This window comes from Mesorhizobium sp. M0058 (assembly GCF_040323095.1).
Lineage (GTDB): Bacteria > Pseudomonadota > Alphaproteobacteria > Rhizobiales > Rhizobiaceae > Mesorhizobium.
The window spans coordinates 16,568-29,034 of record NZ_JAMYUQ010000011.1; the positions used below are offsets into that span (position 1 = coordinate 16,568).

Sequence of the window (12,467 nt, forward strand, 5' to 3'; positions counted from 1 at the left end):
GCCATTGAGGCGGCCAGGCCTGGCGTCAACCTTCCCCTTTGTGGGAGAAGGTGGATCGGCGCGCAGCGCCGAGACGGATGAGGGGTGTTGGACGGATCGCCGTCGGTGCCGAGCTGGAGCACCCCTCATCCGACCTCGCTTCGCGAGGCCACCTACTCCCACAAGGGGAGAAGGAAGAGCGGGCAGCGCTAGCGCCATAGAGTCCGGAAATCAAGCCGCCTGGCAGGCGTCAAAGCTCTTCTTCAGCCGTTCGGCGTCAAGCTCGCGGCCGATGAACACCAGCCGGCTCTCATGCTTTTCGCCGTCTTTCCAGGCGCGCTGGTGGTCGCCTTCGATGATCATGTGCACGCCTTGGATGACATAGCGCTCGTCGTCGCCCTTGAGCGCGATGATGCCTTTCAGCCGCAGGATGTTGGGACCTTCCATCTGAGTGATCTTCTCGATCCACGGGAAGAATTTCTTCGGGTCCATCTCGCCGCCGCGCAGCGACACCGACTGCACGGTCACGTCATGGATGTCGGAGGGATGCGCGTGATCGTGATGATGATGGTCGTGATCATGGTCGTGGTGATCGTGGTCGTGATCATGGTGGTCGTGATCATGATCGTGCGCCTCGAGAAAATGCGGATCGTTTTCCAATGCGCGCGACAGGTCGAAGGCGCCGCGGTCGAGCACTTCGGACAGCGCCACGCCGGCGCGCGTGGTGCGGTGAATCCTGGCCGCCGGGTTGATGGCGCGGATGGTCGCTTCGACCTTGGCCAGCTCTTCGGGCGTCACCAGGTCGGTCTTGTTCAGCACGACAACATCGGCAAACGCGATCTGGTCCTCGGCTTCCTTGGAATCCTTCAACCTGAGCGGCAGGTGCTTGGCGTCGACCAGGGCCACGACAGCGTCGAGTTTGGTCTTGGAGCGCACGTCGTCGTCCATGAAGAAGGTCTGCGCCACCGGCACCGGATCGGCGAGGCCGGTGGTCTCGACGACGATGGCGTCGAAGCGGCCGGGACGGCGCATCAGGCCTTCGACGACGCGGATCAGGTCGCCGCGCACCGTGCAGCAGACGCAGCCATTGTTCATTTCGTAGATTTCCTCGTCGGATTCCACGATCAAATCATTGTCGATGCCGATCTCGCCGAATTCATTGACGATGACGGCATAACGCTTGCCATGGTTTTCCGACAGGATGCGGTTGAGCAGCGTCGTCTTGCCGGCGCCGAGATAGCCGGTGAGAACGGTCACGGGGATTTGCGTCTGTGCTTCGCTCATATCTTGCCTCGAAATGGCTGGGCCACGGAATTGCGGGCCGCAAGAAGGGATTGTTGGCCTGATATAGGATGTGTGCCGGCCTTTTGCACGAGGCAAACCGCCTGGGTGTTTGACCCAGGATTGACGAAGCGGATGGGTAGACCCGAGAGGCCGAGTGCGAGGGATGCCGACCATCAACGTGTCGCTGGAAACGCCTCTTCGTTGACCTGTGCTGAGCCGCGCCGCGTCAAACCGTTGCAATCGCCTTGGCGGAAACTCGTTTGTCATCTAACTGAAATAAACATCTGGCATCACCATTTCGAGCACCACAAATGCTTGCCGGCAAAGCTGTTTCGAAAGCCGGAATCTTTTTGATCGTCGATTGCCAACCGGCCGGCTGCGTCTATGCTGCACGCACCGGTACGGCCGAAGAGGGATCACCATGGCCAAGGCGGACAAGACTGCAACGATGAGCCGGCTGCATTCGGCGGCAAGGCTGGCAAGGACCGCGCTGGCGGCGCGGCTTCTGGCGCACGGCTTCTATGCCGGCCAGGACCAGATCATGCTGACGCTCGACCGCGAGGACGGCCAGACGCCCGGCAATCTCGCCGGCCGCCTCGGCGTGCGCCCGCCGACCATCACCAAGACCATCAACCGGCTGCAGGCCCAGGGCTTTTTGGAAAAGCGCGCTTCTTCCGCGGATGCACGCCAGGCGCATATCTTTCTCACCGACACCGGCCGCGAGATCATCCACGCCATCGAGAAGTCGGTGAAGAAGACCGAGAAGCAGGCGTTGAAGGGCCTCGACAAGAAAGAACAGAAGACGCTGTTCAAGCTGCTCGCCCGCATCGAGGCCAATTTGTCGAACGAGGAGCTGGTGCTTGTCGACGACGATGGCGACATCGACGATTGATCTTCCTCACCTAGGCGGCTACCGAAGGCCCGCGCACCAGGGTCGACCAGCGGCCGGGCGTCAGGCCGAATGCTTTCTTGAAATGCCTGTTGAAATGGCTCTGGTCGCTGAAGCCGGCGCCAACGGCAATCTCGGCCAGCGGCTCGCCCACCTCGATCATCCGTCTGCCTTTTGCAGCCGGCGCATCAGCAGGAACCGATGCGGGCTGGTGGAATAGGTCGCGCGAAAATGGCGTGACAGCGCATAGCGGTCGAGCCCGGTGACGGCTTCCAGCTCATCGGAACGAACGGACCGCTCGGCATTCTCCTCGAGATAGCCGCGCGCCAGCGCTGCCGCACGCGAGGCCGACTTCCCCATCGGCTTTGCTTTCTGTCCCGCATGACGCCCCAGATGCTGCGCCAGCTCCGCAACGAAATCGGCGACGAACAGCTCGTCCAGTTCCTCATCGAGCGGCGACAGGGCCGAAAGCAGCGTGCCACGCAAGGCAGGATCGCTGACCACAGCATCCCTGACGAAAGGCAGCGGCGCGCCGTCGAGGCAGTCGAGCAGCAGTGAGGGTTCCAGATAGAGGATCCGGTAGCGCAGACCATCCTCGGTCCCGGCGCCGCCATCGTGCACTTCGTCGGGATGCAGCACGATAACCTGGCCGGGCAGGCTGTGGTTGACAGTGCCCCTGTAGTGGAAGCGCTGCACACCGGAAAGCGTCACGCCGACGGCAAGTGTATCATGACGGTGCAGGTCGAAGGCGTTGCCATGGAAATGCGCCTCGATGCGCTCGATGCCGGTGCTGCCTGGCGCCGAGACGATCCGGTCTTCATCCGCGCACGAACGTCCAAGACCCTGTGTCGCCTCACCGTCTAGATCGTGCGTCATCACCTATCCCTGCCCTTCATGGGCGTGCTCCGGAGTCCTCATTTTGGTGTTCGATACGAAATTTGCAATCGTGCTGCGGGACGATCTCGCCGTCTGGCAAAAGCTCAACGTCGCCGCCTTCCTGACCAGCGGCATCGTCGCGCAATTCCCCGCCATTATCGGCGAACCCTACCGCGACCGCGCCGGCAACCTTTATAATCCTCTGTCGATCCAGCCGGTCATCGTGCTTTCGGCCGATGGGCCGACGCTCAACTCCATCCACCGGAAGGCGCTGGAGCGGGGCGTGACGGGGTCAGCCTATGTCGAGGAGATGTTTGCCACCGGCTTCGATGCGGCCAACCGCGCGGTCTTCGCCGAGTTCGGGCCTGAGGACGCCAAGATCGTCGGCATCGCGCTGCGTGCCGACAAGAAACTCGTCGACAAGATCACCAAGGGCGCCCGCATGCACGCCTAATTCAGCAGGAAGCGTGTAACGGCGCTCATGAATTCAGTCGGCCGCTCGACGTTCAGCATATGGACGCCCGGAAGCAGTGTAAGCGTGGCGCCGGGGATGCTGGCTGCGATCGCCTCGCTGTGGCTTGCCAGCGTTACCTTGTCGTCTTCTCCACCGATCACCAGGGTGGGCGCGGTAATGAGGGAGACAGTCCGGCGCAGATCGCAATCGCGTACGGCGGCGAAGCATCCCGCGAGACCTTGGGGCGGCGTCGCCAGGACCATCGCGCGGAACGCGTCGACGGTTTCGTTTGGGCCGGCAAGCATCGAGGCGGGAAACCAGTTGTGCATGAACATGTCCGCGGTGGCCGACATGTTGCTCGCTGCAAGGACAGTCCTGATCTGCTCATCAAAGTAAGAAGCCGGCCCGAGATGCGGCGAGGTGTTGGAAAGGATGAGACGCTCGATGCGCTCCGAGGCATGGATACCCAGCCACTGCCCTACGAAGCCGCCCAGCGACAGCCCGCAGAAATGCACGCGGGCGATTTGAAGCGCATCCAGCAGCTCAAGGACGTCGCGGCCCAGCCGATCAAGCGAATAGGCTCCGGCCGGAGCATCGGAACTGCCGTGGCCGCGCAGATCATAGCGCAGCACCCGGAAAGATCCGGCAAGTTCCGCTAGCTGCCGGTCCCACATATGCAGGTTCGTCGCAATGGAATTCGAGAGCACAAGCACAGGGCCGGCCCCCGCCAGCTGATAGGCGATCCGGCAGCCGTCGCCCGTCGTAAAATAAAGCGTGTCAGTCATCTGGTCCTCATCTCACCCTGGCGAAAGGAGTTCCATGCTCCCGCCGCCCTTTGAATGAGCCACCCTAGGCCTCGTAATTATCCAGGAAAATTACTATGATTGGACGATCTCAGTAGGTTTTTACGATAATGAATGGTCTGAAACTCCACGACTTACGGTGCTTTGACGCCGTGGCAAGCGAGGGCAGCTTCCAGGCGGCCGCCCTCGCCTTGAATCGATCGCATCCATCCGTCTTCGCCGCTGTCGCACGCCTCGAGCAGTTGCTCGGGCTCACACTTCTCGACCGCAGCGGATATCGGGTGGGGCTGACGGAGGCGGGCCGCGAGTTTCACGCGCGAGCGCAGCTGACATTGCGCGAGCTCGACCATCTGCGAACCTATGCGGGCCAGTTGGCGAGCGGCGAGGAGACGGTCCTGCGTGTCGTCATGGGTGATCTCTGCCCGCGACCGCAAATCCTGCGTATGCTCAGCGGCTTCTTTGCCGAACGCACCGGGACACGCCTGCACCTGGAGTACGAGGCGGTCGGCGGTCCGCTCGAACGGTTGATGGAAGGCTCGGCTGACCTCATCTTCCATCGCGCGGATCCTTCCGATCCGCATCTCGAGCGGATCGATCTCTGCGCGGTGCCCCTCGTGCCGGTGGTGGCGCCTGGGTTCCTTCCGTTCGCGCCTGGCCGCGAGATTGCGCCGGAGCAGATGCGGCCCTTCACCCAGTGCGTGATCCGCGACACGGCGCGGCGGCCATCGCCGGAGAGCTATTTCCTCATCGACGGTGCGCATCAGTGCTCGGCGCCGGATCATCTGATGAAGAAGGAACTGATCCTTCACGGACTGGCCTGGGGCCATCTGCCGGCATGGCTGATCGAGGACGAACTGCGGGATAGGAGGCTGATCTCGATCGCTGGTGCACATCTGCCCGGCCGGACGGAGATCTTGGCGGCGGTGCGCCGGCGCGACCGACCGCATGGACCCGTCGCCGAGGCGTTGTGGCTTCATCTCCAGGCGCAAGTGGCATCCGACGGCAAAGCACCGGGATGTCAGAACGTCGCAGCGGAACGCAAAGCGCCTTAGCTGGCATCGGATCGGCCTGCGCTGAACCTGTCTCAGACGCCTGTTGTGCCAGTCGCTTTTGGCTTGCCGAGCGCTGGAGATTGCCGCAAAGGTTAAGCGTTGATCCTCCCTGCCCGGCCTGACATTTGAACGTTCCCGCAAGATCAGACGAAAGCGCAACGCCGCCCGCGGCGATGCTGTTCATGCTTTCCACCTATGTCTTTTTCACCTTTCTCGACACATCGAGCAAATATCTGGTGCTGGCCGGCGTCTCGGCGCTGATCGTCGCCTGGGCCCGCTTCACCGTCCATGTCCTGCTTGTCGGCGTTTTTCTGCGCGGCTGGCGCGAGCCGTCGCGCTTCCGCGCCAACAATCTGTCGGCCCACATCCTGCGCGGCGGACTGCTGTTCGGCTCGACCATGTGCAACGTCATGGCGCTCAAGACACTGCAATTGGCCGAGACCACCTCGATCTACTTCTTCGGCCCGATGGTGATCACCGCCCTTGCCGGACCGCTGCTTGGTGAATGGGCCGGCTGGCGGCGCTGGCTGGCGATCCTGTCGGGCTTTGTCGGCGTGCTGGTGATCACAAGGCCTGGCGTCGGCGTGTTCGGCGTCGGCCACCTCTTTGCGCTCGGCTCGATGCTGTCGAACAGTTTTTACGTCATCATGACGCGGCGCATGTCGGCCAGCGAAAGCTCGGAGAGCCTGATCCTGTTTTCAGCGCTGGCGCCGGCCGTGCTGCTTCTGCCGATGCTGCCGTTCTCGCATGGGCTGCCGCAGGATGGCTGGCACTGGTTTATCCTTGTGATGCTGGGTGTGTTCGGCGCCGGCGGCCACTGGCTGCTGGTTCAGGCCTACCGACTGGCGACCACCACGGCGCTGGCGCCTTACCCGTATTCGCAGATGGTCTGGATGATCCTGTCCGGCTGGATCATCTTCCATCAGTTCCCCGACCGCTGGACGCTGGTGGGTGCTGCCATCATCGTCGCCAGCGGCCTCTACATCATCCATCGCGAGCACCGTTTGCGGCTGCGCAATCGCACGACCGTCGATGTCGAGGCGGAGGCTCTGGCGAAAAAACTTTGATTTGCTCCGAATCCGATGACATAACGCCGCATTTAAAAAATTTAAAAAACTCGGGGAGCGAAGGGCTGGCACAAAAGATCAAGCTTTCGACGATCGCGGATGCGCTTGGCGTCTCCACGGCCACGGTCTCCCTCGCCTTGCGCGACAGTCCACTGGTCGCAGGCGCCACGCGTGACCGCATCAAGGAGCATGCGCGGGCCATCGGTTATATCTACAACCGCCGCGCCGCCTCACTGCGCACCTCGCGCTCGGGGATTGTCGGCGTCGTCGTGCACGACATCATGAACCCGTTCTTCGCCGAGATCCTGCGCTCCATCGAAAGCGAACTCGATCGCAGCCGGCAGACCTTCATCCTGTCCAATCACTACGACCAGCTGGAAAAGCAACGCACCTTCATCGATACGCTGCTGCAGCTCGGCGCCGACGGCGTCATCATGTCCCCGGCCATCGGCACGCCGGCCTCCGACATCGTCATGGCCGAGGAAAACGGCCTGCCTGCGGTGCTGATCGCACGCAGCGTGGAAGGCGCCGACGTGCCGGTGTTTCGTGGTGACGATGCCTATGGCACGGCACTTGCCACCAATCATCTGATCTCGCTCGGGCACAAGCGCATCGCCATGATCGGCGGCACCGACCAGACCTCGACAGGGCGCGACCGCTACCAGGGCTATCTCAACGCCATGGAGGCCGCCGGGCTTGAGGTCAGGCCGTCCTGGCGCATCGCCGGGCCGCGCACCAAGCAGGGCGGATTCGAGGCGGCTGGACAGTTTTTGGCGCTTAAAGACAAGCCAACCGCCGCTTGCTGCTGGAATGATCTGGTCGCCATCGGCCTGATGAACGGCATTGCCCGCGCCGGCCTGGTGCCGGGCGCCGACATCTCGGTGACCGGCTATGACGATCTCGAGGAGGCGGCAATCGCGACACCGGCGCTCACCACAGTCTGGAATGGCCAGCGAGAGGTCGGCCGCCGTGCCGCCAGCGCGCTGCTCGACAAGCTGAACGGACAGGCGGTACGGCCGTCACAGGAACTGATCAAGCCGGAACTGCATGTGCGCCAGTCGACCGGCAAGCCGGTGGAGCGTGCATGACCAAGACTGATGCGTTGCAGACCGTCGCCGTTCTGGTGCCAGGACATTTCAACGACCATGCGGTCGAGCGCATCGACCGCACCTTCAAGCGGGTCAAGATAGAGCGCGCCGATCCCGCCCTGGTCACCGACGAGATGCGCCATGACGTGCGCGCCATTGCGTCCTTCGCCGGCGTCAATGCGGCATTGATGGATGCATTGCCCAACCTCGAACTCATCGCCTCCTTCGGCGTCGGCTATGATTCGGTCGATGCCGGCCATGCGGCCAAGAAAAACATCATGGTCACCAACACCCCCGATGTTTTGACCGAGGAGGTCGCCGACACCACGATCGGCCTTTTGCTCAACACCGTGCGTGAACTTTACAAGGCCGAGAAATGGCTGCGCGACGGCAGTTGGGTGAAGAAGGGCAACTATCCCCTGAGCCGGCTGACCTTGCGCGGTCGGCATGTCGGCATTTTCGGCATGGGCCGCATCGGCCTTGCCATTGCGCGCCGGCTGGAAGCGTTCGGGCTGCCGGTGGCCTACCACAACAGGCGCAGGGTCGAAGGTCTGGCTTATGAATACCACCCGACGCTGAAGGGCCTTGCCGAAGCGGTCGATACGCTGATTTCCGTAGTGCCGGGCGGCGCTTCCACGGAGAAGGCGGTCAATGCCGAAATCCTGGCGGCGCTTGGCGCCAACGGCGTTTTCGTCAACATCGGCCGTGGCAGCACGGTTGACGAGGCAGACCTCGCCGTAGCGCTTGCCAACGGCACCATTGCCGCCACCGGGCTCGATGTTTTCGCCGATGAACCGAATGTGCCCAAGGCTTTGCTGGAGGCGCCCAACACCTCGTTTTTGCCCCATGTCGGCTCGGCCTCGCACCACACGCGCCGCGCCATGGCGGATCTGTGCGTCGACAATCTGGTATCCTGGTTCAGCGAGCGCCGGCCACTGACCCCGGTGCCGGAGACGGCGCAAGTCAAGCCACGAAGCTGAGCGGCTCTCTGCCACACTCGTTAACGTCGGCTTAACGCTTTGAAATCATTCTGCATCTGCGCCGGGGGGCGCGGAGTGCAAGATGACGAAACTTCCGGCATCGATTGCGGCAGCGGCACTTTTCGCCGGCTTTCAGCTGTTTCACGGCGGCAGCAGTGAAAGTTCGGCCAATGAAGCAAGGCCGGCAACCACCTTCAGGCTGGTCGCCAATGGCGACGAAGGCGACTGCGCGGTTAGCCGCGGCGCCGCGATTGACGATGGCCTGTCGCTGTTGACCGTGGCGCCGAATTGCCGCGGGCTGCTGCCCGGCATCGAGCGGGCAAAATTCTGGCGAGAGGGCGAGGACGGCACGATCGCGTTCAGCGCCGACGGCACCGACCCGATCGTCACCTTCTCGGTTGCGGATGGCGACGGCTACGAATCCTACGCTCCGGCCACGCCACTGCTGTCGCTGGCGACAACCGGCGAACGGGATCAATCCGCCGGCAATTGATCGCCGGGATTTATTCCGCCGCCGCCCGTGCACCGGCCTTCGCCGTCGCATGCAGCCGCACCGCATCGCCGAAGGCGCGGAAGATCTTGGCCGAGTTGTTGTCCGACTTGACCCAGTATTCGGGGTGCCATTGCACGCCGACGGCGAAGGCGCGGGCGTCCTTCACCGAAACTGCCTCCACCGTGCCGTCGCCGGCAACCGCCTCGACCTGCAGCTTCGAGCCGAGCCGGTCGATGCCTTGGCGGTGCAGCGAGTTGACCTTGATGTCGCCGGCGCCAAACACGCCGGCCAGGCAGCTGCCCGGCTTGATCGAAATGGTCTGGTGAATGGCGAAGCGTTCGTCCTGGTTGTCGCTCACCGGCGCGCGATGGTCGAGCGAGCCTTCGCGCTCCTGGATCTCGGTGCCAAGCGTGCCGCCCAGCGCAACGTTCAACTCCTGGATGCCGCGGCAGATGGCAAGCAGCGGCACGCCGCGCTCGATCGCCTTGCGGATCAGCGGCAGCGTGGTGGAATCGCGCGCCGGGTCGTAGGGGCCGTTGGCTTCGCTGGCGTCGCCGCCATAGAGCGATGGATGCACGTTGGACTTCGAGCCGGTGACCATGACACCGTCGACCGAGGACAACAGCTCGTCGAAATCGAGCCGGTCGCCGAAGGACGGCACCAAAAGCGGGAACACGCCGGCGCCGGAAAGTGCTGCCTCGATATATTGCTGCGGGACGGCATGCCAGGTGTAGTTGTCGAACTGACGGACGTCGGTCGATATGGCGACGAGCGGCTGGTGCATTTTTGGGTCCGGATTCCATTTGGAGCGAAGCGAATAATCTATTGTGCCTGCAAAATAGGCGATCCGAAGGCGCTTTTCCATGGCAAGTTTCGCCATCTCGCATGGGCCACGCGCGACCGTTAGACTATAGTTGCAGGCTGGCTGGCCGGCCGGCGGATTTGTCGCCAGCGCCGCCGTCAAATCCCGCTGCCATGCTGGACTCGACCCCTTGCCCGTGTATTGTTTCGGCAAATCGATACCGGGCGCGAGGAGATGTCCCTGATGTCGGTTTGTTGGTCCAAAAGGGAGGTTCTGCATGGATCGTCGTTCATTCATCCGCAAGGCCGGGGTCACCGGCGTGGGCGCTGCGGCGGCTGCCGCGACGCTAGCCGCACCGGCAATCGCCCAGTCCAATCCGAAAGTGACGTGGCGGTTGGCGTCGTCCTTCCCCAAGTCACTCGATACGATCTATGGCGGCGCGGAAGTCTTCTCCAAGATGCTGTCTGAGGCGACGGACGGCAATTTCCAGGTCCAGGTCTTCGCCTCCGGCGAACTCGTACCCGGCCTGCAGGCCGCCGACGCCACCACGGCCGGCACCGTCGAGGCCTGCCACACGGTGTCATACTATTATTGGGGCAAGGACCCGACATGGGCGCTCGGTGCGGCGGTGCCGTTCTCGCTCAACGCGCGCGGCATGAATGCCTGGCACTATCATGGCGGCGGCATCGACCTGTTCAACGAGTTTCTCGCCACGCAAGGCCTGTTCGGCCTGCCCGGCGGCAACACCGGCGTGCAGATGGGCGGCTGGTTCCGCAAGGAGATCAACACCGTCGCCGATCTCTCCGGCCTCAAGATGCGCATCGGCGGCTTTGCCGGCAAAGTGGTCTCGAAGCTCGGCGTCGTACCGCAGCAGATCGCCGGTGGCGACATCTATCCGGCGCTGGAAAAAGGCACGATCGACGCCGCCGAATGGGTCGGCCCCTATGATGACGAGAAGCTCGGCTTCTACAAGGTCGCGCCCTATTACTACTATCCCGGCTGGTGGGAAGGCGGCCCGACCGTCCATCTCCTGTTCAACAAGGCGAAGTACGAAGAGCTTTCGCCGGCCTACAAGTCGCTGGTGCACACGGCCGCGCACGCGGCGGACGCCAACATGCTGCAGAAATACGACTACCTCAATCCTGCAGCAGTCAAGCGGCTGGTGGCCGGCGGCGCGAAATTGCGCCCGTTCAGCCAGGACATCATGGCCGCCTGTTTCGAGAAGGCCAATGAGGTCTACACCGAAATGGAAGCCACCAACGCACCGTTCAAGAAGATCTGGGACTCGATCAAGGGCTTCCGCAAGGAGCACTATCTGTGGGCGCAGGTGGCCGAGTACAATTACGACACCTTCATGATGGTCCAGCAGCGCAACGGCAAACTGTAGGCTGGGATCTGTCCCTTCTCCCCGTCACTATACGGGGAGAAGGTCCCGGCAGGTGGATGAGGGGCGGTGCAAACTTCGGCGATTGATCGCCTTGGGCTTGGTAGCCGCCCCGAAATTATAGCTTATCTTTCCAAGCGTTGACGCTGCACCTCACCTGCCTGCCGGCATCCTCTCCCCGTATAGTGACGGGGAGAGGGGCGCGGTCATCGCCGTTTCGCCAATCGCCAACACCGCAGGATTGAGGCTGCCCTTCATTCCCTGCCCGGCACCACCAACACCTTGACCTCGCCCGGCGCTGCCGGATTGGCGATCACCGAGGCGGCTTCCTCCAGGCCGACCTGCCTTGAGATGAGCTTGTCGATCTCGATTGCGCCGGACGCGACAAGGTCCGCCGCCCGCCTGTGGGTGAAGGGATTGATGAACGAGCCGAGAACCTTCAGCTCGCGAAACAGGATGTCGAACGGTTCGAAGGGCACTTTCACGCCTTGCGGCATCACGCCGACGATCACCACCGAGCCGCCGGACTTCGCCAGCCGCATCGATTGTTCGACGGTATCGGGGACACCGGCGCATTCGAGCACCACGTCGGCCCCGCCGGGCACAAGGCCGGCTGGGCCGGCGATCGCCTCGATCGGGTCGACCGCGTTTGGGTCGACCGTCGTCGTTGCACCGAGCTCTTCGGCGAGCGCACGGCGGGAGGCCTGCCGCGTCGACAGGATGATGGTCGCCGCTCCTGCGAGCCTCGCCAATTGCACGGTAAGCAGGCCGATGACGCCGCCACCAAGCACCACCACGGCAGCGCCGGGTCTGATTCCGGCGAGGTCGACAGCGTGCAGGCAGCAGGCCAGCGGCTCGCAGAAGGCGCCATGCGTTGGCTTGAGGTTCGCAGGCAGAAGAAAGGCCTGGCTCTGCGGCATCACGACGTAGTCGGCGAAGCCGCCGTCGCGATGGATGCCGATGGCCCTGAGATTGCTGCACAAATTGACCCGGCCAGCCCGACAATGACTGCAGCGTCCGCAGAAGATGTTGGGATCGCCGGTAACACGGTCACCGATGGCGATGCCGGAAACCGCATCACCGACAGCCTCCACGATGCCGCAGAATTCGTGACCAAGCGTCACCGGCGGGCTCGAAGGGAATTCGCCGTGGAGGAGGTGACGGTCGGTGCCGCAAACGCCGCAGGCTTCGACGCGCACCAGAACGTCCTGCGGTCCCGCAACAGGCTTGTCGACCTCCCGTAGCGCAATGCTGCCCACGGCTTCCAGGCGCACGGCTCTCATGACATCCTCACTCAGGTTCTCAGTGTTCACACA

Annotated in this window: 12 protein-coding genes and 1 pseudogene; 8 read left to right on the forward strand and 5 right to left on the reverse strand. The window is 63.1% G+C overall.

Annotated elements, in window-relative coordinates; translation table 11 throughout:
• Positions 1 to 210: 210 nt before the first annotated feature.
• A complete protein-coding gene (locus NKJ75_RS19675; protein WP_023689243.1) occupies positions 211 to 1,263 on the reverse strand; it encodes a CobW family GTP-binding protein in 1,053 nt (350 codons plus the stop codon).
• A 421-nt stretch (positions 1,264 to 1,684) separates the two neighbouring features.
• Between NKJ75_RS19675 and NKJ75_RS19680 the strand changes: the two genes are divergently transcribed.
• Positions 1,685 to 2,155 (forward strand): MarR family winged helix-turn-helix transcriptional regulator, encoded by a 471-nt coding sequence (locus NKJ75_RS19680; protein WP_023671361.1) that lies wholly within the window; start codon positions 1,685 to 1,687, stop codon positions 2,153 to 2,155.
• Positions 2,156 to 2,165: 10 nt separating this feature from the next.
• Here the strand turns inward: NKJ75_RS19680 and NKJ75_RS19685 are convergent.
• Positions 2,166 to 3,028: pseudogene (locus NKJ75_RS19685) on the reverse strand (AraC family transcriptional regulator).
• Between the two features lie 46 nt (positions 3,029 to 3,074).
• Between NKJ75_RS19685 and NKJ75_RS19690 the strand changes: the two are divergent.
• Positions 3,075 to 3,482, forward strand: a complete 408-nt coding sequence (locus tag NKJ75_RS19690) for a DUF2000 family protein (protein ID WP_023683511.1) — start codon at positions 3,075 to 3,077, stop codon at positions 3,480 to 3,482.
• On the opposite strand, the gene NKJ75_RS19695 is transcribed toward NKJ75_RS19690, so the two are convergent.
• Positions 3,479 to 4,267 (reverse strand): alpha/beta fold hydrolase, encoded by a 789-nt coding sequence (locus tag NKJ75_RS19695; protein ID WP_023683512.1) that lies wholly within the window; start codon positions 4,265 to 4,267, stop codon positions 3,479 to 3,481. The genes NKJ75_RS19690 and NKJ75_RS19695 overlap by 4 nt on opposite strands.
• A 128-nt stretch (positions 4,268 to 4,395) precedes the next feature.
• Between NKJ75_RS19695 and NKJ75_RS19700 the strand changes: the two genes are divergently transcribed.
• The 5 genes from NKJ75_RS19700 to NKJ75_RS19720 all read left to right on the forward strand — a co-directional run bounded on the left by NKJ75_RS19700 (position 4,396) and on the right by NKJ75_RS19720 (position 8,965).
• Positions 4,396 to 5,337, forward strand: a complete 942-nt coding sequence (locus NKJ75_RS19700; protein ID WP_023755786.1) for a LysR family transcriptional regulator — start codon at positions 4,396 to 4,398, stop codon at positions 5,335 to 5,337.
• A 182-nt stretch (positions 5,338 to 5,519) separates the two neighbouring features.
• Positions 5,520 to 6,404 carry a DMT family transporter gene (locus NKJ75_RS19705; protein WP_032889662.1) on the forward strand — a complete coding sequence of 295 codons (885 nt, stop codon included), beginning with the start codon at positions 5,520 to 5,522 and terminating at the stop codon, positions 6,402 to 6,404.
• Between the two features lie 65 nt (positions 6,405 to 6,469).
• A complete protein-coding gene (locus NKJ75_RS19710) occupies positions 6,470 to 7,492 on the forward strand; it encodes a LacI family DNA-binding transcriptional regulator (protein ID WP_023671355.1) in 1,023 nt (340 codons plus the stop codon).
• Entirely contained in the window at positions 7,489 to 8,472 is a 984-nt protein-coding gene (locus tag NKJ75_RS19715; protein ID WP_352500070.1) for a 2-hydroxyacid dehydrogenase, read from the forward strand. The genes NKJ75_RS19710 and NKJ75_RS19715 overlap by 4 nt, the downstream gene beginning before the upstream one ends.
• A gap of 82 nt (positions 8,473 to 8,554) precedes the next feature.
• Positions 8,555 to 8,965 carry a hypothetical protein gene (locus NKJ75_RS19720; RefSeq protein WP_023671353.1) on the forward strand — a complete coding sequence of 137 codons (411 nt, stop codon included), beginning with the start codon at positions 8,555 to 8,557 and terminating at the stop codon, positions 8,963 to 8,965.
• 10 nt (positions 8,966 to 8,975) lie between these two features.
• Here the strand turns inward: NKJ75_RS19720 and NKJ75_RS19725 are convergent, their stop codons facing one another.
• Positions 8,976 to 9,749, reverse strand: a complete 774-nt coding sequence (locus tag NKJ75_RS19725) for a gamma-glutamyl-gamma-aminobutyrate hydrolase family protein (protein ID WP_023834802.1) — start codon at positions 9,747 to 9,749, stop codon at positions 8,976 to 8,978.
• 295 nt (positions 9,750 to 10,044) lie between these two features.
• On the opposite strand from NKJ75_RS19725, the gene NKJ75_RS19730 reads away from it, so the two are divergent.
• Complete coding sequence (locus NKJ75_RS19730) at positions 10,045 to 11,154, forward strand: TRAP transporter substrate-binding protein (RefSeq protein ID WP_023725935.1); 1,110 nt, start codon at positions 10,045 to 10,047, stop codon at positions 11,152 to 11,154.
• 251 nt (positions 11,155 to 11,405) lie between these two features.
• On the opposite strand, the gene NKJ75_RS19735 is transcribed toward NKJ75_RS19730, so the two are convergent.
• Positions 11,406 to 12,434 (reverse strand): zinc-dependent alcohol dehydrogenase family protein, encoded by a 1,029-nt coding sequence (locus NKJ75_RS19735; RefSeq protein WP_023834801.1) that lies wholly within the window; start codon positions 12,432 to 12,434, stop codon positions 11,406 to 11,408.
• Positions 12,435 to 12,467 lie beyond the last annotated feature (33 nt).